The sequence below is a fragment of the Clostridium sp. BJN0013 genome (assembly GCF_040939125.1).
In the GTDB taxonomy this organism is placed as follows: Bacteria; Bacillota; Clostridia; order Clostridiales; family Clostridiaceae; genus Clostridium_B.
In genome coordinates this window covers 77,026-99,430 of the sequence record NZ_CP162495.1, presented here as the reverse complement: position 1 = coordinate 99,430, position 22,405 = coordinate 77,026, and the positions used below count along the sequence as shown (strand labels likewise).

Genomic DNA, 22,405 nt, shown 5'->3' with positions numbered 1-22,405 from the left:
TATGAACATAAAAAGACGAATGATTCTTTATAATACTTTAACAATAATAATTCCTTTTATAATCGCAAGCATAATTGCAATTATATTTGTATCAATATCTTCAAAATTTTTTGACACCAGTATAAACTATGATAAATTTAAAGAATCTGCATACATAAGGTCTGAATTATTAAATACGATAAAAGAAATATCCAAATCTAATATTAAAAATATAAAAGGTACAGAATTTGAAAAGTTTTTAAATCAAAAACTTGCACTTATAGATGGTAAGATTATAATAATAAAAAATGATGCTATTATATTTTATTCCGATAATATGGATAAAATGGATATAGAAAATTCATTAAGTGAGGCAAATAATAAATCTTCAAAAAATCTGGTAACTATAGGAACTACCTATTATTCCGTAAAATCTTTTCCTCTTCAATTTAATAATGAATTACAAGGAAAGGTAATATTTTTAACTCCTATAAGAAAAGAAACGGACGTTTTGAAAAACTTTATAATAGCTATTTTAGCTATATTTTTGATTTCGTCTATTCTAACAAGTATTCTTGTATCATATATATTTTCCAAAAAAATATTGACTCCTATAACATTGCTAAAAGAATCCATGTCAAAAATACGAAATGGAGAATTAAATTTTGAAATTGCAGAAACGGGAGATAAAGAGATAAGAGAACTTTGTACTGATTTTGAACAGATGAGGATAAAATTGAAAGATTCAATTAATGCAAAAATAAAATATGACGACAACCGAAAATTACTTGTTTCCAGTATATCTCATGATTTAAAGACTCCAATAACTTCTATAGAAGGATATGTCCAAGGGATTTTAGACGGTGTAGCTAACACTCCTGAAAAACTAGAACATTATTTGAAAACTATACATAAAAAAACAATGCAAATTAACAATATGATAGATGATCTGCTTTTATATTCTAAGTTAAATTTAAAACAGATTCCCTTCAACTACGAAAAGACAGATGTTGTGGACTATTTTAATTACTGTATTCTTGAAAGTGAACCAGAACTTAATAAATTTAACATAAAAATAAACTTACAAAGTCACTTGAAAAATTCAAAATATGTTATGATAGATAAAGAGAGATTCATGAGAGTCATATTAAATATAATTGATAATTCTAGAAAATATATGGATAAAGAAGAAGGAAAAATAATTATATTTCTCAGGGAAACTGCTTCAAGTATAATAATTGAAATAAAAGATAATGGATGTGGTATTAATGAAAATGATGTAAATAAAATATTTAATAAGTTCTATAGAGGAGATTCTTCAAGAAGCAATGCTTCAGGAAGTGGTTTAGGTCTTGCTATATCAAAACAAATTGTAGAAGGCCATAATGGTAAGATATGGGCTGTATCTAATGAACTCAAAGGAACAAGTATACTAATATCCATTGGAAAAGTTAGTTAAGAGATCTATATCAGGACAACCTTTCCTTTAATCAATATAAAAAACAAATCAAATACATAATACCAAATGTATGAAAGAGGTTATTTATGAGAAAGATTTTAATAATTGAAGATGATTTAAGCATAGCAGAACTCCAAAAGGATTATCTTGAATTAGAAGGATTCGAAGTCACTATATGCACAGAAGGAGTAAAAGGCTTAAATATCTTAAATAATAATAAATTCGACTTATTGATTCTAGATATAATGCTCCCTAAAATTAATGGCTACAGTATTTTACGCAGTATACAGGATAAAAAGGATATCCCCATACTTTTAGTTTCTGCTAAAAAAGAGGAAATTGATAAAATTAAGGGATTCACCTTAGGGGCAGATGATTATATTACAAAACCTTTTAGCCCCGGCGAACTAGTTGCAAGAGTTAAATCACATATTCAAAATTATGAAAGAATCAAAAGTAAATTTAATTTAAAACGCAATAAATTAATAATAAGAGGATTGGAAATATTGAAAGACTCCAGACAAGTCTTTGTAAATGGCAAGGAAGTAACTTTGGCCCAAAAAGAATTTGACATTTTACTATATATGGCGGAGAATCCCAACAGAGTATTCAGCAGGGAAGAATTGTTTGAAAAAATATGGGGCCTTGGCTCCATAGGTGATAATGCCACTGTTACAGTACATATAAGAAGAATACGTGAGAAGATAGAACTTCATGCCTCTAAGCCCCAATACATAGAAACGGTATGGGGTGCAGGATATAGACTTAGGGTTTGATATAAAGTTATATTCTAATATACTTAAATTACCTATATTTCAAGGTTAAAATAGACACACTAAATATTTTTGAAAGTGGGTGCATTAAACTGACTTATTATGTATTAACAAGTATATTCATACTATTATTTGGAGCATTGAATTACTATATAGGACTTTGTGGATGGCATCTTCTTAGTATGAATATAGCTTTTTTAAATCAAAATATTTACTGGGCATTTTTTTCTATTATTGTTATATGTGTAATTATTGGAATCGCTGCAAATAAATTTCTACCTTATTCTCTCCGAAGCATTTTTTATACTCTGGGTTCCTATTGGCTAGTCATTTTATCTTATTTTATAATTTCCATTGTAATTTTCAATATTATTGTTTTTTTAAATAAGTTGATACATTTTTCTGAAAATCTAAGTAACAATACTTATATATTTGCTAATTTATTTGTACTATCTGTTATTATATTAATAATAATCTTACTGATATATGGCACATTTAATGGCAAAAAACTTAAAATCACATCATATAATTTAACCATACCTAAAAATGAAACTATTTTAAAAGAACTTAACATCGTTATGATATCTGACATACATATTAGTAATATAAATGACAAAAGACAAAACAAAATAATTAATACTATAAACAATTTAAATCCAGATATTGTTTTCATTACAGGAGATATACTAGACGATATATTACCTTTTATAAAGCATAAAATAATAAATGATTTTCATAAAATCAACAGTAAATATGGTGTATATGCCTGCCTAGGAAACCATGATTACTTAAGTGGAGATTTATCATATGTAGTAGATAAACTTAATGAAGCAAAAATTAATGTACTTAGGGATAATATAGTAGAAATAGCAAACAGCTTTTATATTATTGGACGTGAAGATAAGTCTTATGAAATGATAAGTAAACAAAAACGAATGAAATTATCAGAACTTATGGAAGGAATAAACAATAAATTACCTATAATTATGCTAGATCATCAGCCCATAAATATTCATGAGTCAGAAAATGCTGGGATTGATTTACAATTATCCGGTCACACTCATAAAGGACAATTTTTTCCCTTTAATATTATAACAAATAAACTTTTTAAAATTCATTACGGATATCTTAAAACTGGAAGATTACAGGTTATAGTATCCTGTGGCGCCGGTACCTGGGGACCACCTATACGTATAGGGTCAACCTCTGAGGTAGTAAATATTATTGTAAAATTTAGAAAATAAATATCTTAATTAATTTATATTTATTCAAGGTTTCCCAATTAGCTAACATTCCACACCCAGCTTCTTTAAAGTGAGTGTAGGCACTTAGGCATTGTTATACTCTTGAATAAAGTTCCTTTATAAGATTCACTTTATTAAAATAGTGTTTATATAGTCAAGAACAGAACGTGAAGCACCATTATAATTAGGAAATAAGGTTGCACCTGAAACTCCATATAACTTACACAACTTAAGTATTTCTACAGAATATTTAACAGGTAATGTTATTTTCCATAAAGGAGTATCTGGTGTATTTTTAAATTCATTTTCTAAAAATTTAGGGGAAAATATATCCCCCATTTTACCTGGTTGTTTAAGAAAAGTAAATAGACCAGACTGAGCAGCAAGGTTGTTACTAGTTGAACCTGGAACCTTAATTAACTTAATATTTTTATATAACTTAATCTTTTCTATATCCAAAGCCCATACTGCCAATTTTTTATCATTATTTTCTTCATAATGTTTCAAAGCTGATGAAGCAGCAAAATATGCAGCTACATATGAACGTTTTGACCAATCAATCAGACTAGTTGGCACTCCACAATGCTGTGCTAATGCCATTAATTCTAACAATTCCTCACTGGGCCAATTTGATGGATCAATAAAAGATTTATCATTTCCATTCCCTACTTTAAAATCTAAGTATTTTTTTCGAAATTCCAAAGAATCATTTATGATACTGATTCCAATCAAATCACATTGATCCACAAAATAATTTAATATCATAAGTTCATTACGTACTTGCTCTTCACATCTTATAGGACTTTTACCATTAATTTTTTCATTAATTCTTAATATACTGGGAACTAAAGGCCATGTATCATCTCTTTGACCTCTATAAATAAATCTTCCTCTTTTATGTCCTAAAGGCTTTTCAGGACATAGTTCCTTCCAAAATTCATCAATACTATTACATTCCTTTAAAAAATACCTTTTGCATTGATTTATAGGCATATATACACATCCCACTTCATTAATTCATACAAATATTTAAGAAAATGTCCATACCCTATTCATTATGTAATTAAACATACCTGTAGAAATGGTTGATATTAACTGTGAAAGTATGTTATCTAAACCAATATTATTTACTAATATAAATAACAATGTAGAATTAAAAAAAAGAGAAATTATATTAACAATAATAAATTTACTAAATAAGATAACTACGTTTTTATTAGACTTGAATACCCAAATTTTATCCAGTACAAATCCATTTACGATTCCAAGAAAATATGCTATACCATTTGATATCATATAATTAACACCAATTTGTATAAGAATATTATAAACAATTAATGTTATTAATGTATTTATTGTTCCTGAAATAGCATATTTTATAAATTCTTGCTTTTTTAATAATAAATCAAATACCATATTTATCTCCATAATTTATAATATCATTACTATAAAATATTATATTAACCTTAATAATCACTTAAAATTAAATATTTAATATAACTATAACATTATAACTAAATATAAAAAATAGGAGCCTCTAAAATAACTTTTATTATTTTAGGTTTTCCTATTTTTTGAAAAATATTCCTATGAATTAAAGTGCCTTAAAAACTTATATTTTTGTATTAATATTTTTATTAGGAGGTAGCTTTATTATATTGTTTTTATATTATAGTTATTATATCTTATGTTCTATTTATATATTATTTATCTTTAAAAATATGAATATTATTAATGCTGTAGATATTAAATTTCTCAATATTATTCTATAACAAAAATTATTGAATAATGTACATTAAATATAAAGCTGCAACTATAACTAATATAATGCATATGGTTCCTATAATTTTTTTCATAAAAAATTCCCCCTTAAAATATACATTTTATATTTCAATAAAACATTTAATCCACTTATGATTACAGGTAAGAAACTAGTCTTATACATAAAACAACAGCACTACCTCCTAAAATATACAATGAATCTAATATAAAAAAGGGTACGAAAGATATTTAATGCCTATATATTAAACTATAGTATAATATATCTATAATTTATAATTACGTGTAAAAATACAAAATAATTACTTTATAACATAAACTTAAAAGCTAAACTATAAAAATTTAAAATAAATAGTTTGCAATCATAAATATAAAAGATTGTAATACTTGAATTCCTCTTGTTTCTAATGTAGCATAAAATATGTATAGTGATAAGTCGATTATTTTAATTAATTTAATCGCTTTTTACGATTGGATGTGATTTAATGGATATTAAACAACTTCAAACATTTATTACTGTTGCTAAATTATTAAATTTTAGAGAAGCTGGAGAAGAACTTAATTACTCGCAATCCTCTGTTTCTGATCATATACGTAACTTAGAAAAAGAACTTAATACAAAACTTTTTGAGCGTCTCGGAAAAAAAGTATTTCTAAATGAAAGTGGAAAAAATTAATTTCTCTAGCTGAAAAAATGATTCAAGATGAAAAAAAAATTCAAGAATTATTTAATAAAAATGAGAAAATTTCTGGATTACTTAGAATAGGAGCTGCTGAGACTCTTTCTGTTTTCTGGCTTCCTCCTATTCTTAAAGAATATTGTATTATATATCCGGATGTTAAAGTAACACTTAGAATGGCTGATTGCACTGAATTTCCAAAAATGTTATCTCATAATATGATTGACGTTGCTTTTAGTCTTCATGATCAGTCACAACATGAATATATCTCCCAAATTAATATTTTTAAAGATTCTACAGTTTTTATTTCAGCTCCAGATCATCCCCTTGCTAATTTAAGAAGAATAAAAATACATGAACTTGAAAATCATTCTTTTATTCTTCCAGAAGCAGAATGTTGCTATCGTGTAGAACTAGAGAAATTATTAAAAGAGCATAATATAAAAATAGATACCATTATGGAGCTTAGTAGCTTAGAAGCTATAAAGCAATGTGTAAAAATAGGACTTGGAATTTCCCTTTTACCAAAAATTGCAGTTCAACAAGAAATTAATAAAGGTGAGCTTGCTACTCTAGCCATAGAAAATTGTAACATTTCTATATGTGCTAAAATGATATATCATAAACAAAAATGGATATCTCCATCTTTAAATGCATTAAAAAATATGATATGCACAAATAATACAGACTCAAAACATAAAATATCATAATCTAAAGAGTAACTTAGTTTCTTTGAAATGGCCATATGAACACTGCTATGCTCTAAATAAGCTCTTTTAAAATTCAGATGAAAACATTTCCTAATAGCAACCACTTGAATTTAGAATCATTTAATAAAAATAAAAAATAAGCACCTGGAATTAAACCAAATGCCTATTTTTTTCTCTAAGTTTTTACCCTAGGACAAGTATTATTATATATGTAAAATAATAGAAAATCAAGTATTAAATAGTAAATTTTTCTTAAATTACATAAAAAGATCTTATTTTCAATATGACTTTAACATATCCTTCTGCATAAGCAAATATCAAGTTTACTTACAACACATTATTAGAGATATATAGTTGGAAAATTTAAATTATACTATAAAAAAGAAAACCGAAAAACTTTTAGATTTAAAAAATAAAAGGAATAGATTTAATATTTTTATGCCATTGTATTAAAATAAAAATATAAGCAAATTTCCAACTCTGGAAATCCGCTTATATCAATAAATTTGGTGCATCAGAGAGGATTTGAACCCCCGGCACGCTGGTTCGTAGCCAACTGCTCTATCCAACTGAGCTACTGATGCATATCATAAATATTATATTAACACAAATAATATTTAAAATCAATTTTAATATTTTTAGATGTATTTTCTAATCTAAAGCCAAGTTGATCCTCCAATTAGGTTCCAGATGAAGTTTACTCATAAGAGGTGCTTTTCCCCATCTAAAACTTAAGAGAACTTATAAAGGGCATAGTAGTGATCATCCTCCACTTTAAAGAAGCTGGGGATTAGCTAATTGCCGCCTTCGGATAAATCTATTTTAATTTTCGCTATAAGAAACTTTAATTACCATACATCCTAAATATTTAAACAAAATTATTTTAGCTACTTTTTAGCTATTGTATAAAAAGACTAAGAGATGACTAATCGAATACCTTAAATGAATCACATGCCTTTTCGGGATCACTACATTCCATAAAATAAGACATTATACAAACTCCTGATGCTTTCGCTCTATATACATCTATCATACGTTCCAATTTAATTCCACCAATGGCAAACACAGGAATAGATACAGCACAGCATACACTTTCTAAAAAATCTAATCCACGTGCAGGCATCCCTTTTTTACAATCAGTAGGAAAAATATGTCCAGCAATAATGTAGTCTGCACCATATATTTGTGCCTGAATAGCTTCTTCTATGGTATGAACAGAGGTACCTTTTATTGTAAAGTCAGTAAGTTGTTCATGATTTTTGAGATAAGTTTTTAGAGGCATATGAATTTTTGAAATTCCAAGTTTTTTTGCTACTTCAATGTATGTATGAATAATTAACGATGTTTTGTACTGTAAACAGATTTCATGACACAAATATGCAAGCTGTTCATATTCATATTCTAATAGATCCTTTTCTCGTAAAATAATTCCCTCAGGTTTTGCTCTTGCAATTTGTTCAATCCTATTTAAAAAATTATCCTTACACAATAATCGATTAGTTACACAAATCACCATTTTATCATACCTACTATACACGAATATAATCAGTATATACTGGTTGCAGACCGCGTTTCAAAAGCATTTTGTGTACATCGTCCACACTTCTTGAATCAGAAATTTCAAATTGCTCATCACCTTTTGAATCTTCTTCATGACCTCCCACACTAACTTTCACACCTGCCGAAATTTTTGTTGCACACATTCCAACTACATTATCACGAAAACCAGCACGTTCTCTAGTAGAAATTGTAATACCTGCAAATGGCATAAAAAGTCTATAGGACAACATGGCCTGTAATAACTGCGCTTCATAGACACCATGTGGATCTTCATTAGTGTTATTAATAAACGGACGTAACCTTGGAGAAGAAAAAGAAATTTCTGCCTGTGGATATTTCTTCTGTATAAAATAAGCGTGAATTCCAGTAGCAAAAGCATCTTTTCTAAAATCATCTAATCCCAACAACGCTCCAAATGCTACACCTCTCATACCACCCTTTATAGCACGTTCCTGAGAATTAAAACGATAAGGATAAATACGTTTATTACCACTGAGATGAATTTTTTCATATTTATTTGTACTATAGGTTTCCTGATATACACAAACATAATCTGCACCACAATCATGTATATAATCATACTCATCAGTATTTAACGGATATATTTCGATTCCAACTAGGTTAAAATAATTTGCAGCCAACTTTACTGCTTCTCCAATATATCTTACATCTGACATTCGCCGTGATTCTCCTGTAAGCAACAATATATCTTGAAGTCCTGTTGCAGAAATATTTTTTAATTCTTTCTCTATTTCCTCCATAGTCAACTTTGCACGTCGTATTTTATTATGACAATTAAATCCACAATAAACACAATAATTCTCACAATAATTTGCAATGTAAAGCGGAGTAAATACAGACACAGAATTTCCAAAGTGTTTTTGTGTCTCATTCTTAGCTTTCTGAGCCATTTGTTCTAAAAATGGAAATGCTGCCGGTGATAACAATGCACCAAAATCTTCAATTGTTAAATTATCTTTTGTAAGAGCCTCTTTTACTTCTTCTTTACTAAAGCGTTTATAATCATAGCTATCTACCATATATAACACAGTATCCATAATACTTGAATCAACTATCTCCATATTTGGCTTATACTTCATATGATCTGTTTTAACCTTTTTCACTATTTTTCTCCTATCCGACATTCAATTTTAACATGCCTACTAAAATTAAATTGTTTAAAAATCAATATTTTAAAAACCCAGTAAGTGGGCTGGAAGCCTCTGCTCCATAGCCAAGTACACGTCCTAATCCTGCAAGATATGCTTGTCTACCTGCTTCAATAGCAAATTTAAATGATTTTGCCATAAGCCCCACATCCTTTGCTGTAGCAATAGCCGTATTGGCCATTATTGCATCAACCCCTATCTCCATCGCTTCACAAGCTTGAGATGGTCTTCCAATACCTGCATCTACAATAATTGGAATATCAATTTCATCTACCAATATCTTAATGAAATCATATGTTAGAAGTCCTTTATTACTGCCAATGGGTGCACCGAGAGGCATAATGGCAGCAGCACCTGCATTAACCAGTGAACGTGCTACATTTAAATCAGGATACATATATGGCATTACAATGAATCCTTCTTTTGCTAAAATTTCTGTAGCCTTAATTGTTTCATAATTATCTGGAAGTAAATATTTTGAGTCATGAATTACTTCAATTTTTACAAAATCACCACACCCAAGTTCACGAGCCAATCTTGCAATTCTTACAGCTTCCTGTGCATTTCTAGCTCCAGAAGTATTTGGCAACAATGTAATACCCTCTGGCATGTAATCTAGTATATTTCCCTCACCTCCAACATTAGCACGACGAAGTGCCAATGTGGCCATTTCTACACCAGCATTCTCTATAACTATTTTTGTCATTTCAAGCGAAAATTTGCCTGATCCTAAAATAAAACGGGAATTAAATGCATGCCCACCAATTATAATCTTATCATCATTCTGTTTCATATTAAGTTTCTCCTTTTGTGAATTTCATTTTGTTATACCTCTTCAATTCCAATAAGCAAACGTAAAACCATATTAGCCTGATGTCCTGCATAAATTTGTACCCGTGGGGGCAAGACCATTGCCCTGACATGCAGAACTCTTCAAATCTCCACAAATATATAAATTTTTCATTTTCCTTTGAGTTTTAATCAGATTTGAGTTGTGGTAGCCTACCATACCAGAAGCACAAACAATTTTGCAATTTGGAAGTTCTATAAACAAAGTATTAACTAGCATGGCTTTTGCTTTCGAATCATTAAATGATTCGCAGACTATATCATAACTATTAAATTACATCTTGTAGATGTAAAATACAATCTTCTTGAACTTGAAATCCATTTATAATTAAAACATTATCTTCTTTTCCAACGAAAGATCTTACTTCAAAAGCAGTTTTCCAATCACCTATTTGCTTTTTCCCATTTATAGTTATCTCCATTCTCACTTTACACTACCTTAAAGTTATCCTCCTCCAACAAAATGTACAATTTCCAATGTATCCGAATCCCCCAATTGTACTTCTGCATACGTTTCTCGTGGAATAATTCTACCATTAACTTCTACAGCGATTTTCCTCGGATCATATCCCTTTTTTTGCAGGAAGTAAACTAAGTTTATTCCTTCTTTCAGTGGGATAACAATTCCATTTACTTTCATTTTTTCACCTCTTTTTAAATTTTAACTAGTAACAAAAAAGAATGTAAACAAGTTACACCCGAGGTGGTGTACCCCATTTACATTCTTTGTCATTCAGCTTATCATAAAATATATAAAATGTCAATAAAAATTATAGAAATCCCCAGGAGTTACGCATGAATATTTTTCTTAATCACATCCACAATAGGAGATTTTTAAAAAATAACCATTACAGCTATTTTACTTCATCATAAAATAGTTTTTGATTACCTTTAATTGCTAATACGTAGTCTGATTTTTTATCTACAATGGCTTTTACTATTTTTTTCTGACATCTCATTGCATCGGTAGTCACAATACACCCACTTATATCCAGAAGCTTTAAAAGTTCTGGAATTCCTTTGGATCAATCCATTCAAAAACTCTTTGCATGGTACCATGAGAAGGTATCCTATAGGCAAAGTAAGATATTTTTTGAAAAAGCTGCTCCTGTTATTTGCAAAATCTTCTACGGCAACCTAACTATCGCAGTTTGCCAACGTACCAACTACAGCTATAAATAATATATCTGTTAGATTGTGTTTAATTTTTGCTTTTTGTCTCTGATCTGTTATAATTCCAAAATAATCTATCATTTTATTTTTTATCATAGCATTCATACCTCATATAATTTATATGAATTATCATACTATAATAATTAATTAAAGAAGTCTTAAACCCATGATTTCAGACTTCTTTACAGTTTATTTATTCATGCGTTTTCCCTGTAGAAATCCCCACGGAAAAAGCATAAACCCATGTCTTTCCAAAACTCTTTTTCAAGAATTTTTTTAAATGCTTTTAGATCATTTATGTTATGAGATATGTCATGTTTTTGCGACATAATTCCCGGCTGGGCAGAGCCTGAAATCTTCTGGATTTCAAACTTTTTTAGGATACCTTTTTACGTCCTTTTTAACCATATTGAGGGCAAGCCCTTTTAGTAAACCAAGATTCTGCGGCGCATTTCCTGTTCGCGTCCGATTATGATCTTCCCTAAAAATTACATCAAGACTCCAGTGAATACTTTCAATTCCCCAATGTTTTCTAACGGATCATGCAAAATCTTTTACATTTGCTACACTACAAATATAGCAGCTGGATTCTTCTGTTTTAATTCCATTTTCTTCACATTTTCTTATGACCATTCCAATACTATTTAATTTCATCCAATCTTTTTTATCCTGCATCCAGCTAACATCACCAGAGTAATAATAGTTCCTTTCTTCTATCCGTCCATGGCCTTTCTCCAAAGTATGATGACACTCCATATTTTCATTTTTACCCTTGTCTGCCATGGAATCTCTAAAATATTCTTTAACTTCAGTAGGTTTATGTTTACAAGGTCATTTCACTATAAAATTTCTACTTTAGTTACTGGTAATTTTTTGTTGCACAAACTTACCTTCATGCTTTTGTCGTGATGGAAATCCCATAGTAATCGTACTCTTATACTATAATTAATAAATCAGATTTTAACTATATTTTGTAATTTATTGTTCTTTCACATTCAACTATAATTATACTGATCGCTTTGTACAATCTTCATACGATCTTCATATTTCCTTGGTATTATTAATAAAATATTTATTGTGGAGGTAATACTAATGAACATGACACATTATATGTCTTTATTAATGGATAATCAACCCTGGAACTTAATTATTTTTATGGTTATACCTGTAGTATGTGCTGAACTACTTACTATTACAGAATTTTTTATAATTTATAATAAAATTGAAAAAGGAGGTATAAAAACTCTAAATAAAATCATTGGAATATTTGACGGTATTTATTTTACAGGAATATTTATATATCTTTTTGTAAATGTGGTAATTCCTCTTACAACTAATAATGGATGGCACACATGGGTAGATGTAATTGCAGTACTATCTTATTTAAGTGGTGTAATATTTCTAGTACCAATAACATTAATAGAACTAGGGATACTCTTTAAAACTAAATCCTCTAACGATAAATTAAAAATTCACTTTATACTCATAAGTGGATTTTTAATAGTTGCACATATTGCAATGATTTTTGGTATGGTCAATCCTGAAATAATAAGCAATATGCCAGGAATGAACATGCACTAAACCTATTAATATAAAATTGTATAATATTTATATTAATAATAGCTTGTGGAATAACAGTAATTGTAAAATTAAATAAGTCATCACTTTATGATATAATGTTTTCACTAAAAAACAGAAAAATATCATTAAAGGATGACTTCAATTATGATTATAACCTGCAATTCGTGATTTGGATATAAGCCTCCAATCTCGCTATACTAAAACCAAGGTTGGATCAAGAAGTGCTCTTATTTCTGAGGGATAGCTGGCATACATCAGAATTCTCATAATTTACATTATCTAAGTTTACCCGTATTTTAGTACAGTCTAGGATATGTATAGATGGAGCTATATCAAGGGATGGCATAACTACATCTTGAACATAATGGTTGTAAGAACCTATAAATTCCCTGGCATCATATTTTTGAATCAAATTTCTCATAACACCTTCTGCAAATAAGCCTTCTTCAAGGTTTCTATCTGTATCCCACATACTCCATCCAAGCTCTGATAATAACTCACAATCAGTTACTGCAAATGCTACATCTGTCAGGCTTGTTTTAAGTTTCATCTTTGCTGTGATTGCTAGCGTAATAAGTATATCTAAAGGCATATGCTTGTTTTGCTTTCTCTTATCTTCAAAGCTTTTACCTAACTTACCTATAATTCCCATATTCTTCATTTTTAATATTATTGCGTCTATAAAATTAGGAAAGCTTACATCTGCAGCATCAATTTTTCATTCTTTTATAGCACCTAACACCTTATTCTTATCATTTTTGCTTAATTGTAACATATATAACTATCTCCCCTAAATTATTATTAGTATATATAATTCTATAAAAGACTTTAAAATCATTTCTTAAAATAATTATTATATTACTTATTTTTTTAATTTTTCATATTACTTATTGCAGATTATATTTGACTCATCTTGCCAAATCTCTTATAAAATAAGGACATTAGTATTGTAGCAATTAAAGCCATTGCTGCACCTAAATAAAAAGGGGCACTATTATTAACCTTGTCATATAATATACCAGCTATAAGACTTGCAGGGAGTAAGGTTATCCCTATTAATGAATTATATATTCCCAGTCCTGTTCCCCTCTTATTTTCATCAATAAGGTCTGAGACTAGTGCCTTTTGTACTCCATCTGTTGCTGCACTGTAAAGTCCATATAATGCAAATAGCAAAATTACCAGGATTTTATTAGTTGTTCTTCCAAAACTGAAGTATATTACAGAATAAAGTAAATATCCAAAGATAATAAGTCTTTCTCTACCAAATTTATCAGAGAGAATCCCCATAGGAACAGCAAATATTACTGATACTGAGTTAAATATCAAGTATACCATTGGTATAAATAAAGCTTTTATACCAACGTCATTAGCCTTTACTAGCAACAAGGCATCGGTTGAGTTACCTAGGGTAAATATAAAAGCAATGCCTAGAAACATATAATATTTATATGAAAAGTCCTTAAGGGTAATCTTTTTAGGAAGAGCGTCTTTACTTTTTTTAGCCTCTTTTACAAAGAAAATTATAGTAAGTAATCCAAGTATCCCAGGTAAAGCTGAAAATATAAATATTTTCCGATAATCACTAGGAAATGCTGATAAAATTATAAAAGTAAGTAGAGGTCCTACTATCGCTCCACTATTGTCCATAGCTTTGTGAAATCCAAAATTTTTTCCTTTTTCACTATTACTTGATGAGCCAGCTACAAGACTATCTCTTGGAGCAGTCCTTATTCCCTTTCCAACCCTTTCGCTAAATCTGATAACTAGCACCTGAAAAGGCGAAGTTACTATTGAAAACAATGGAGACAAAATAGCTGTAAAGCCATACCCAATAATCATAAAAGGTTTATTTTTGCCAATTTTATCACTCCACCAGCCTGATACAGCTTTAAGAACTGAAGCTGTACTCTCTGCAATTCCTTCAATAAGAGATACCTCTGTTTTTGATGCACCTATAGACATTAAAAATAGGGGCATAATAGAGTATATCATTTTCGTTGTTGTATCCATTAAAAAACTAGTTATACCAATAAAAAAGATGTTGCGTTCAAGTCCTAAAACTTTCTTATTTTTTTCATTATTAATATACACACCCATCCCACCTTTGTTCCCAGATTATTTACTGTTATGTTGCTATATTTTCAAAAAGCTTTCCTAATTTCCTCTAAAATTCTATTTTTGATTTATATCAATTTTACACTCCTCTCTCTGAGGCCAGTATATCTTAAATTCAAGCTTTTCAATATCTCTTTGTTGTTTATAACTCATCCTTAAACTCACATCTTCAGGAATATTTACATCCTTATCAAGTTTTTTTAAAATAAGTTTGATATTATTAGTACTTTTTAGACTTGATAAGTGTGAGCAAATATTGTCTAATAGTTGCTCACACTTACCAGATTCATCTACAGAAATCTGATAGATCTCAGCTTTATTAATATAATTGCATGAATCACCAGAAGACAACCATCTTATTAAAGCCTCTTTACTAAACCTCCATTCTCTACCTATCTTTCTGGCCGGTATATGTTCTTCCCTAAGTAATTTTATTAGTGTTTTTTCACTTACACCTAAGAACTCTACTGCTTGTTCAACATTTAATATATTATTATCCATGTATTTTCACCTCATATATATTATAGCAAAATCTATTTTTAATGCAATACATAAATGAATATAGTATGCAATTAATTGTACATAATATACAGTTAGATGTAGTTAACAGTAAACTATTCATTGTAATTACAATGCAATTTAATATAAATAAAAAATTACTACATGAGTTTTTGATATGTTCCTCTTAAGATAGACAGATTAAAAAATGAAAATGGTACAATAAAATAAACACTAAGATAAGAGAAAAACGTGAAAGGGTGGTTTGCTTTATGAGAAGAAGTTATGATAAACAATTAATTGTAGCAGTTAAGTTAGTATAAGAAGATGAGATGTCTGTTGCTGATGCAACAAAAGCATTATCTATTAATTATAATTCTTTATATCGTTGGATAAGTGAATATGAAGAATGCGGAGAGAAGTTCATTCCCTGTCATGGAACCGCGCTCTATTCGTGTCAGTATGAAATAAAAAAGCTAAGATATGAGTCACCTGAACAAGCTCAAAAAGAAATCTTTAAATATATTGAATTATATTATAATACTAAAAGAATGCATTCCTCATTGGGATATATCTCGTCACAGTAAAAATTTATATTGCGCAAATTTTTCTTCAACATCAATATTTTTCCTTTTTCATTTTGGACAGAAATAACCTATTATATTTTATAATGCATTTTAAAAATTTATCGTAATATCATTAAGTCACAGTAAAATATTATTAGGCAGAAAAAAAGGAAAGACCGCCAGCAATTACCTAGCTGAAAGGCCTTTTATTGATACTAGAGACTTTTTATAATTAATTTTGAGAAAACAAATATAGAAAGGAGCTTTAGTATGAATAATAATTTTAGATGAATTGGAATTGAATTTCAACAGTATAGAGAAGGAAATTTTTGAGGTTGTATGCAAGATAGGTTTATCAAGGATAAAGGTCATCTTGGAAAATGTAGATAATTTAATATTTGAAAGCAGAGATACTAATTAATGAATACTATGGCGGAGAAAGAGGGATTTGAATAATAAAAATCTGGTACACTTTGATATATCTAAACTTATAGAAATATATTAATCAAATTACTACAGTTTTTACTACGTTATCAATTAATTTTAATAAACATTAAAGAAACTTCAGTTAAAATTCAATTGGAGTTTTTACCTAATTATAATATATAATAAATGAACTGTCTTAAAAAGCCCTGGTGTTTGCCAGAGCTTTTATTATAAAAATTTTTATTTAAAGAATACCTTATATTTTAATTAAAATTGTTTCCTATGTTATTGTATGCGACCTAAAAATTTTGGTCATACTATTATTATAGTTATTCCTTTCAAATTTTTTAGCTGGCCTTTGGTCAGCTTTTTACATTTTCCTTATAGGTAGTCTAAAATTATCTAAAATGCGAAATTAATACCTCTATGGCTCATAGTTTCAATTCCTTATAGGTAGTCTAAAATTCCATCCAATTATTATTATAACAGGGTTCATGAAAATATCAATATAATTAGGAACCAAGTATAAAATATGGTAACTCGGACATAATGCTTAATACCATGAAAATAATTATTTCACCAAATAGTTTTGATTGGTAAAAGCCCTGGATTGGTCTGGGGCTTTTATTTATCTTTTTATTGGTCTATAACCTGCAGTTTGTATCTCTGCATTAAAATTATTTCAAATTTTTATTGTAAAATATTTTTTATAAAGTCAACTGCATAAGTAGTTTTTATTACAAAAATAAATGTTAATACTAAAATTATAAAATTGATACCTATATATATAAACCAATATTTATTAAAAACTTTAACATTACCACTTATTCCATATTCAGGCATATGTTTAGGCAATACTATTTTGCTAAACATTTTAAGATGTTCTGTATAATCATTTTGAATATCATTAATTCTTTTCTTATAATATGGAATAGTTAGACTTGCATTCAAAAAAATAAATATTCCATAAGCCATAGCTGAAATTTTTAATATATATATATTACCTTTAGTCAAATACCCAATTGCTGCTCCTAATATTACCCCAATTGTTGCTAGAAAGTTTTTATTCATATTACCAATTAGATCGCTAATTTCATCCGAAATTTCTTTTAATTTATTAGAAACCATTTCTCTAACTTTGTGAGTTTCTGTAAAATATTCTTTAACATTATTTTTAAGATAAATATCAAAATTATTTTTGACAGATTTATATATATCTTCTGAATTAATTAATATTAATTGATAATATGAGCTTTCACATTCTTCACATAGAAATATAGTCATTAAATTTCTTAACATACTCAATTTATCAGAGTTATTACCTTCATATGCCCAATTATATTGTTTAAATAAAAAGTATACCATGTTGTTATCATATACTATATTATCCATATAATATATTTTTATCTTTTTATACCCATTTATATAGCTACATATCTTATTATTTTCTTTATTAGTGTAATTAGCAATAAATGGTATAGCTAAATTTACAGTCATATAAAGAAAATATTGTTTAAGCTCGTAATTATAAATAAAATCATCCTCAGAAAAATTAAAATACATATATTCTGGGCATAACCATTCAGGACAATCTATCCAATTACATTGCTCATTTCGCATTCGAATAATTTTTTTATATAATTCCATATCTAAAATAGAATTAAATTTATTTTTTATATAATTTTCTAATTCTATAATTTTATTTCCACCAATAATTAAAACTAAATCATTATAAAATAATATTGTTTTATTGAAAATAATAATTATTGTTTTTTGAGTCTGTGAATATAACTCATTTTCTAAATTTCTATATGATAATAAGTTTACATATTCTAAAAACATTTTATCAGTAAAAAATAAGTTTATATTAAATTTATCCTTAAATTCAGAGTTAAGAATTTTATTTTTAAGAATATTTTTATTTATATTCAATTCAACATTTATTGTTTCATGTGCAATAAACATTTCTTCAATATATTCATTTGCATACTGTTTATTAAATTTATCTGATATAATAAACGGGGTTGGTTCATTTATATGACTAAAAATTATTTTTAATGATGAATCAAAAATAAGAAACAAATTTTCAAAATTATAATTTATGATATTTCTTATTTCAGAACTAATGCATTGTTTTCTGTAAATAAAGTAATTTGCATTTTCTGTAAATTTTAAGTTATCTACATTTCCCCAGTCCATATAAGCTAAAAATTTATTTAATTCAGCTATCACCCCATTCATATTATCACTCCATATTATTACTCATAAAATTTACTTGGTTACAACCTCAGAATAATTAGATATATTTTTTATTATTATATCCATTTTATCATCATCTTCATGCTTTTTTATGTCAAATTTTTCCTTGTCTTGTGAGGTATCAAAATCAATATTTATTTCAACATTTGTATCTGTTTTTATTTTTTTTCTTCTAACATGAGTATCCACCCATTGTTTATCAATATTAAATTTTAGATCTCCTAAATTTTCTGATATATAAGAAATATACTCATTTCTTTTTTCCTCGTTATCGCCAAAAACTTCTTCAGCAAACGATTTAATATTAATTTCCTCAGCACTTTTTAATGTTGAGAATAGATGCGACCTAATATCTTCCGATTTTTCGATATTACTACTATAATTTTTTTCAATAAATTTTTGAGTATACGCTTTAAACATCCTTGTGTTATCTCGATCCGTTTTTGTTAGCTTGCAATGCAAAAAAGTATTAGAAAAGAAATCTGCAACCATATCATCTTTCTTTGACTTTACAGCTTGCTTATCCAATAATATTATATCATAATCATTTTGGGGATTATCTGGTCTTACAAAGACACATTTCTGAAGCTTTTGCTTATTATTCGGAATTCCATCACTACTTACAATCACTTTTATTTTCTTTTTTCCACCATCTACATTTTCAACTTTAGTTTGTATCAATTTACTAAAATCCATTTTAAGCAATGCAATGTTTTTTCATTATTAACTGAATAAATACATACTGCAAAATTTGCGGGAGATATATTGCTGTTTTTCATAGCATCAAATAAATATTTTGCTATTTCCTTTGATTCAGATACAAATTTATTATCAGGTGATTCAATTATATTTTTACAGCATTCTTTTACTACATTAATGTTACCATCAAATTTTGCAATTCTTGTGCTTTCATCATTGATAGAATTTTTAATATGTCTTTCAAAAAGTAAATATATATCCTCCGTTAGTTCTAACGGAAAGTCAATTAGTACTGGGTTTTCTTTTCTATTATCTAAAATATGTATTATTGCTTTTTCAATTATTAATTCTGAGACATTTCGCATATCCATAATATATACCTCCAATATATATTTATTCTTGCACCTTCAAAAACATTATTATATAATGGAGATAGTCAAATGATTTGAAAGCACTTACCTATCCATAAGTTTAATGGGCTTATGATAGGTTTTTTCTTTAGTATAGGACATGCTTACCAAATATTCAACAAATTCGACAAAAATATACTTAATTCACCGTAATTACATTATTTGTTATTTATATTGTATATATTCTACGTATAATTAAAAATTCCTTTAAACTTTCAAAAAAATAGTATGATCATTAATCAATCATACTATTTGGAGTGTGGATTCGAAAAAAATTAAATTATATTGGTTGTAAAAAATCAGTTAAGGCAATTAACCTTATAAGTATATGATATATGATTTTATAAGACATGTAAATGGTTTCAGACATAAAGCTTTCTTCTGTTTTAAATATAGTAAATTGGGTATACATATTACTGCCATGGTTCAGACTGAGTATATAGTGTTTGTGGTATTCCAACCAAATTGACGTCAAATTTAAGGCTCGGTTCTACCAATGATTTTGCATTATGTATCCTCATTGATACTGACCAGCCATTATCACACGTAGCTATTATTGTATTTTTAGAGTTATTTTTATAGCTAATATCATAAAATTTTGCTGGTAAAATCAATTGTGGTATTTTTACTTGCGGTTTAATTTCCCCTGAGCTTTTGTTTAAAGTGCCATACATAGAAAATACTACAATTTGAGTTAATTTTTTATTATCAATGCTTATAACTTTATAAAAATCCCTATTGCCTAATAAATAGCTTAAAAATTTCTGTGGCACAATATTAGGGTTCTCTTGTTCAAGCCTTTTCAATTCTTTCATAAATGCATTTAATACAGGCATATATATTCCCACGTCTTTATTTAATATTTCCTTCCATTCCTTTCCCTGTCTTTTTAATTCATTTAATCTATCAAATATTGGTAAAATTTCATTAAAGTATTTACTTGAACATGGTATACCTAGCCATTTACTACCAAAATCCAAAGTTCTTGAAAGCCTTGAATGCTTTACTGCAGAATGGTTATGCTTACAGCTAATCCCTATTTCCCAATCATCCTTTTTCCTTATAGCAATAAGATCTCGTACATCTCCCTCTATTCCCTTTTTATCCGATTGAAGGGTAAGGTATAGATTGTCCTCGTTTATCGGGTTCTGGAGCCTTGGTTCCAATCGCGATATAACGCGGGCTGCAGCCTGTGCCGCCTTATCCATTTTAGCCCGCAGTGTAGGTAACAGTTTATAATAATCTTTCCGTGCTATTTCTACAGCTTCATTATTTTCTATTAATACAATATTATTTTTGCCTTTTAAATATTCTTCAAAAGCATTTAAACAAGCATATTCAAACCCTTTCCCGTTTTTAGATTGGATTGCCATTATTTTACCCCCAATACTTCTTGCGCTCCTTCAAGGTGTACACATGCATTCAATACATCAAAAATACTAGATGCTATTGCCTCAGCAAGTTTAACAGGTACAGCATTGCCAATTTGTTTATATTTGCTTGTAAGGTTACCTGCAAATTCCATGTTAGGTGGGAACGTTTGTATAGCTGCACATTCTTGCCAACTTAAACGCCTTGTTTTACCATTATTTCCAAACCTCCATTTATCTTCCCCTATCTTAACCATATCCGGGCTTGATGGGTGCAATGGCACTTGCTTAGCCATTGCTGGTATAGTATAACTAACTTGGTTCCAGCCACGTTTTCTATTACGGCTCATGAATCTAGATGAATACGAAGCATGGCAAATATCTTTATAATTAGGGTTATGTATATTTTTCAGCGCATCTATAAGTTTCACCTTATACTCATTAGGTTTCGGCATTTCAAAACTGCTAACATTAAGGTCTTTCCTAAATCCAACCATAATTACTCTCCACCTGTCTTGTGGGACGTTATAATCAGCTGCATTAACAAGCTTTGGGTATACAGTATAACCTTTTTGTGAAAAATCTTCTATTATTGCTTCTATCACATTTCCACCGCCTAAAGTTAAAATACCCTTTACGTTCTCTGCAACAAAAGCATATGGGTGATTAGCCCCTACTAGCTTAACAAAATACCTATAAAGCTTATTCCTTTTGTCGTCAATTTTCCTTGGACCTGCTAATGAAAAACCTTGGCATGGGAATCCTCCCAACACTATGTCTGACCTAGGGATATCCTCAAAGTCAATTCTACCAATATCGCCTTGAACAACTTTAGCGTTTGACCAAATACGGTGCGTTTTACAAGCATCTTCGTCTATATCATTAGCCCAAATTATATTAAACCCTCGGTTTTCAAAACCTAAATCCAGCCCACCTGCACCCGCAAATAATGATACCGCTGAAAAATGTTTTGTGGTAAGCATTTCATTTATATCTATAACTGACATTAAATACCAGCCTCCAATACAAAATATATTATTATAGATTTTTATTATTTCCTATTTAATTGTATTATATTATATATATATGGTTTTGAGAAGGGC

The 22,405-nt window shown here is 28.5% G+C and carries 23 protein-coding genes, 1 tRNA gene and 4 pseudogenes; 9 read left to right on the top strand and 19 right to left on the bottom strand.

Features of this window, described 5'->3' with window-relative positions; translation table 11 throughout:
• Position 1: 1 nt before the first annotated feature.
• The 3 genes from AB3K27_RS00655 to AB3K27_RS00645 all read left to right on the top strand — a co-directional run bounded on the left by AB3K27_RS00655 (position 2) and on the right by AB3K27_RS00645 (position 3,455).
• A complete protein-coding gene (locus tag AB3K27_RS00655; protein WP_368489365.1) occupies positions 2 to 1,438 on the top strand; it encodes an ATP-binding protein in 1,437 nt (478 codons plus the stop codon).
• Positions 1,439 to 1,524: 86 nt separating this feature from the next.
• Positions 1,525 to 2,214: a response regulator transcription factor gene (locus AB3K27_RS00650; protein WP_368489364.1), complete on the top strand. Its 690-nt coding sequence runs from the start codon at positions 1,525 to 1,527 to the stop codon at positions 2,212 to 2,214.
• A gap of 179 nt (positions 2,215 to 2,393) precedes the next feature.
• Positions 2,394 to 3,455: a metallophosphoesterase gene (locus AB3K27_RS00645; RefSeq protein WP_368489363.1), complete on the top strand. Its 1,062-nt coding sequence runs from the start codon at positions 2,394 to 2,396 to the stop codon at positions 3,453 to 3,455.
• A gap of 126 nt (positions 3,456 to 3,581) precedes the next feature.
• Here AB3K27_RS00645 and AB3K27_RS00640 read toward each other — a convergent pair whose 3' ends face one another.
• Together AB3K27_RS00640 and AB3K27_RS00635 are read right to left on the bottom strand one after the other, a co-directional pair.
• Positions 3,582 to 4,448: an FRG domain-containing protein gene (locus tag AB3K27_RS00640; protein WP_368489362.1), complete on the bottom strand. Its 867-nt coding sequence runs from the start codon at positions 4,446 to 4,448 to the stop codon at positions 3,582 to 3,584.
• A 36-nt stretch (positions 4,449 to 4,484) separates the two neighbouring features.
• Entirely contained in the window at positions 4,485 to 4,883 is a 399-nt protein-coding gene (locus AB3K27_RS00635) for a GtrA family protein (RefSeq protein WP_368489361.1), read from the bottom strand.
• 836 nt (positions 4,884 to 5,719) lie between these two features.
• Here AB3K27_RS00635 and AB3K27_RS00630 point away from each other — a divergent pair.
• Both AB3K27_RS00630 and AB3K27_RS00625 read left to right on the top strand, forming a co-directional pair.
• The gene (locus AB3K27_RS00630; protein WP_368489360.1) at positions 5,720 to 5,911 is read left to right on the top strand and encodes a LysR family transcriptional regulator; all 192 of its coding nucleotides are present in this window, start codon (positions 5,720 to 5,722) and stop codon (positions 5,909 to 5,911) included.
• 17 nt (positions 5,912 to 5,928) lie between these two features.
• Complete coding sequence (locus AB3K27_RS00625; protein ID WP_368489359.1) at positions 5,929 to 6,624, top strand: LysR family transcriptional regulator substrate-binding protein; 696 nt, start codon at positions 5,929 to 5,931, stop codon at positions 6,622 to 6,624.
• Between the two features lie 507 nt (positions 6,625 to 7,131).
• On the opposite strand, the gene AB3K27_RS00620 is transcribed toward AB3K27_RS00625, so the two are convergent.
• The 10 genes and pseudogenes from AB3K27_RS00620 to AB3K27_RS00575 form a co-directional block, all read right to left on the bottom strand.
• Positions 7,132 to 7,208, bottom strand: a tRNA-Arg gene (locus AB3K27_RS00620).
• Positions 7,209 to 7,549: 341 nt separating this feature from the next.
• Positions 7,550 to 8,140, bottom strand: a complete 591-nt coding sequence (locus AB3K27_RS00615) for a thiamine phosphate synthase (protein WP_368489358.1) — start codon at positions 8,138 to 8,140, stop codon at positions 7,550 to 7,552.
• Between the two features lie 13 nt (positions 8,141 to 8,153).
• Entirely contained in the window at positions 8,154 to 9,329 is a 1,176-nt protein-coding gene (thiH, locus tag AB3K27_RS00610) for a 2-iminoacetate synthase ThiH (protein WP_368489357.1), read from the bottom strand.
• 40 nt (positions 9,330 to 9,369) lie between these two features.
• A complete protein-coding gene (locus tag AB3K27_RS00605) occupies positions 9,370 to 10,146 on the bottom strand; it encodes a thiazole synthase (RefSeq protein ID WP_368489356.1) in 777 nt (258 codons plus the stop codon).
• Between the two features lie 72 nt (positions 10,147 to 10,218).
• Positions 10,219 to 10,422: a hypothetical protein gene (locus tag AB3K27_RS00600; RefSeq protein WP_368489355.1), complete on the bottom strand. Its 204-nt coding sequence runs from the start codon at positions 10,420 to 10,422 to the stop codon at positions 10,219 to 10,221.
• 49 nt (positions 10,423 to 10,471) lie between these two features.
• Positions 10,472 to 10,624, bottom strand: coding sequence for a ThiS-like ubiquitin domain-containing protein (locus AB3K27_RS00595; protein WP_368489354.1), 153 nt, complete (start codon positions 10,622 to 10,624; stop codon positions 10,472 to 10,474).
• A gap of 23 nt (positions 10,625 to 10,647) precedes the next feature.
• Positions 10,648 to 10,842 (bottom strand): sulfur carrier protein ThiS, encoded by a 195-nt coding sequence (thiS, locus tag AB3K27_RS00590; protein WP_368489353.1) that lies wholly within the window; start codon positions 10,840 to 10,842, stop codon positions 10,648 to 10,650.
• Between the two features lie 214 nt (positions 10,843 to 11,056).
• Positions 11,057 to 11,218: pseudogene (locus AB3K27_RS00585) on the bottom strand (ISAs1 family transposase); the annotation flags it as partial.
• 121 nt (positions 11,219 to 11,339) lie between these two features.
• Positions 11,340 to 11,471, bottom strand: coding sequence for a transposase family protein (locus AB3K27_RS00580; RefSeq protein ID WP_368489352.1), 132 nt, complete (start codon positions 11,469 to 11,471; stop codon positions 11,340 to 11,342).
• 444 nt (positions 11,472 to 11,915) lie between these two features.
• A complete protein-coding gene (locus tag AB3K27_RS00575; RefSeq protein WP_368489351.1) occupies positions 11,916 to 12,158 on the bottom strand; it encodes a hypothetical protein in 243 nt (80 codons plus the stop codon).
• A gap of 309 nt (positions 12,159 to 12,467) precedes the next feature.
• On the opposite strand from AB3K27_RS00575, the gene AB3K27_RS00570 reads away from it, so the two are divergent.
• Positions 12,468 to 12,956 (top strand): DUF6803 family protein, encoded by a 489-nt coding sequence (locus AB3K27_RS00570; RefSeq protein WP_368489350.1) that lies wholly within the window; start codon positions 12,468 to 12,470, stop codon positions 12,954 to 12,956.
• Between the two features lie 214 nt (positions 12,957 to 13,170).
• On the opposite strand, the gene AB3K27_RS00565 is transcribed toward AB3K27_RS00570, so the two are convergent.
• The 3 genes from AB3K27_RS00565 to AB3K27_RS00555 all read right to left on the bottom strand — a co-directional run bounded on the left by AB3K27_RS00565 (position 13,171) and on the right by AB3K27_RS00555 (position 15,575).
• Entirely contained in the window at positions 13,171 to 13,617 is a 447-nt protein-coding gene (locus AB3K27_RS00565; RefSeq protein WP_368489349.1) for a hypothetical protein, read from the bottom strand.
• A 236-nt stretch (positions 13,618 to 13,853) separates the two neighbouring features.
• On the bottom strand, positions 13,854 to 15,050 hold the full coding sequence (locus AB3K27_RS00560; RefSeq protein WP_368489348.1) for an MFS transporter: 1,197 nt from the start codon (positions 15,048 to 15,050) through the stop codon (positions 13,854 to 13,856).
• A gap of 81 nt (positions 15,051 to 15,131) precedes the next feature.
• Entirely contained in the window at positions 15,132 to 15,575 is a 444-nt protein-coding gene (locus AB3K27_RS00555) for a helix-turn-helix domain-containing protein (RefSeq protein WP_368489347.1), read from the bottom strand.
• 329 nt (positions 15,576 to 15,904) lie between these two features.
• Between AB3K27_RS00555 and AB3K27_RS00550 the strand changes: the two are divergent.
• The 3 genes and pseudogenes from AB3K27_RS00550 to AB3K27_RS00540 form a co-directional block, all read left to right on the top strand.
• Positions 15,905 to 16,045 (top strand): annotated as a pseudogene (locus AB3K27_RS00550) (IS3 family transposase); the annotation flags it as partial.
• Positions 16,046 to 16,054: 9 nt separating this feature from the next.
• A pseudogene (locus tag AB3K27_RS00545) lies at positions 16,055 to 16,159 on the top strand (IS3 family transposase); the annotation flags it as partial.
• Positions 16,160 to 16,436: 277 nt separating this feature from the next.
• Positions 16,437 to 16,559: a hypothetical protein gene (locus AB3K27_RS00540; protein WP_368489346.1), complete on the top strand. Its 123-nt coding sequence runs from the start codon at positions 16,437 to 16,439 to the stop codon at positions 16,557 to 16,559.
• 695 nt (positions 16,560 to 17,254) lie between these two features.
• Here AB3K27_RS00540 and AB3K27_RS00535 read toward each other — a convergent pair.
• From AB3K27_RS00535 to AB3K27_RS00520, 4 genes and pseudogenes are all read right to left on the bottom strand, one after another.
• A complete protein-coding gene (locus AB3K27_RS00535) occupies positions 17,255 to 18,805 on the bottom strand; it encodes a hypothetical protein (RefSeq protein WP_368489345.1) in 1,551 nt (516 codons plus the stop codon).
• A gap of 30 nt (positions 18,806 to 18,835) precedes the next feature.
• A pseudogene (locus tag AB3K27_RS00530) lies at positions 18,836 to 19,887 on the bottom strand (nucleoid-associated protein).
• A gap of 458 nt (positions 19,888 to 20,345) precedes the next feature.
• Positions 20,346 to 21,305: a HaeIII family restriction endonuclease gene (locus tag AB3K27_RS00525; protein WP_368489344.1), complete on the bottom strand. Its 960-nt coding sequence runs from the start codon at positions 21,303 to 21,305 to the stop codon at positions 20,346 to 20,348.
• A complete protein-coding gene (locus AB3K27_RS00520) occupies positions 21,305 to 22,309 on the bottom strand; it encodes a DNA cytosine methyltransferase (protein ID WP_368489343.1) in 1,005 nt (334 codons plus the stop codon). Before AB3K27_RS00520 ends, AB3K27_RS00525 begins: the two co-directional genes overlap by 1 nt.
• Positions 22,310 to 22,405: the final 96 nt, after the last annotated feature.

Excerpts from the sequence above, each read along its gene's own strand:
- AB3K27_RS00655 (WP_368489365.1), top strand. The coding sequence starts at position 2 with ATGAACATAAAAAGACGAATGATTCTTTATAATACTTTAACAATAATA.
- AB3K27_RS00650 (WP_368489364.1), top strand. The coding sequence starts at position 1,525 with ATGAGAAAGATTTTAATAATTGAAGATGATTTAAGCATAGCAGAACTC.
- AB3K27_RS00645 (WP_368489363.1), top strand. The coding sequence starts at position 2,394 with ATGAATATAGCTTTTTTAAATCAAAATATTTACTGGGCATTTTTTTCT.
- AB3K27_RS00640 (WP_368489362.1), bottom strand. The coding sequence starts at position 4,448 with ATGCCTATAAATCAATGCAAAAGGTATTTTTTAAAGGAATGTAATAGT.
- AB3K27_RS00635 (WP_368489361.1), bottom strand. The coding sequence starts at position 4,883 with ATGGAGATAAATATGGTATTTGATTTATTATTAAAAAAGCAAGAATTT.
- AB3K27_RS00630 (WP_368489360.1), top strand. The coding sequence starts at position 5,720 with ATGGATATTAAACAACTTCAAACATTTATTACTGTTGCTAAATTATTA.
- AB3K27_RS00625 (WP_368489359.1), top strand. The coding sequence starts at position 5,929 with ATGATTCAAGATGAAAAAAAAATTCAAGAATTATTTAATAAAAATGAG.
- AB3K27_RS00615 (WP_368489358.1), bottom strand. The coding sequence starts at position 8,140 with ATGGTGATTTGTGTAACTAATCGATTATTGTGTAAGGATAATTTTTTA.
- thiH (WP_368489357.1), bottom strand. The coding sequence starts at position 9,329 with ATGTCGGATAGGAGAAAAATAGTGAAAAAGGTTAAAACAGATCATATG.
- AB3K27_RS00605 (WP_368489356.1), bottom strand. The coding sequence starts at position 10,146 with ATGAAACAGAATGATGATAAGATTATAATTGGTGGGCATGCATTTAAT.
- AB3K27_RS00600 (WP_368489355.1), bottom strand. The coding sequence starts at position 10,422 with ATGCTAGTTAATACTTTGTTTATAGAACTTCCAAATTGCAAAATTGTT.
- AB3K27_RS00595 (WP_368489354.1), bottom strand. The coding sequence starts at position 10,624 with ATGGAGATAACTATAAATGGGAAAAAGCAAATAGGTGATTGGAAAACT.
- thiS (WP_368489353.1), bottom strand. The coding sequence starts at position 10,842 with ATGAAAGTAAATGGAATTGTTATCCCACTGAAAGAAGGAATAAACTTA.
- AB3K27_RS00580 (WP_368489352.1), bottom strand. The coding sequence starts at position 11,471 with ATGATAAAAAATAAAATGATAGATTATTTTGGAATTATAACAGATCAG.
- AB3K27_RS00575 (WP_368489351.1), bottom strand. The coding sequence starts at position 12,158 with ATGGCAGACAAGGGTAAAAATGAAAATATGGAGTGTCATCATACTTTG.
- AB3K27_RS00570 (WP_368489350.1), top strand. The coding sequence starts at position 12,468 with ATGAACATGACACATTATATGTCTTTATTAATGGATAATCAACCCTGG.
- AB3K27_RS00565 (WP_368489349.1), bottom strand. The coding sequence starts at position 13,617 with ATGAAGAATATGGGAATTATAGGTAAGTTAGGTAAAAGCTTTGAAGAT.
- AB3K27_RS00555 (WP_368489347.1), bottom strand. The coding sequence starts at position 15,575 with ATGGATAATAATATATTAAATGTTGAACAAGCAGTAGAGTTCTTAGGT.
- AB3K27_RS00535 (WP_368489345.1), bottom strand. The coding sequence starts at position 18,805 with ATGAATGGGGTGATAGCTGAATTAAATAAATTTTTAGCTTATATGGAC.
- AB3K27_RS00525 (WP_368489344.1), bottom strand. The coding sequence starts at position 21,305 with ATGGCAATCCAATCTAAAAACGGGAAAGGGTTTGAATATGCTTGTTTA.
- AB3K27_RS00520 (WP_368489343.1), bottom strand. The coding sequence starts at position 22,309 with ATGTCAGTTATAGATATAAATGAAATGCTTACCACAAAACATTTTTCA.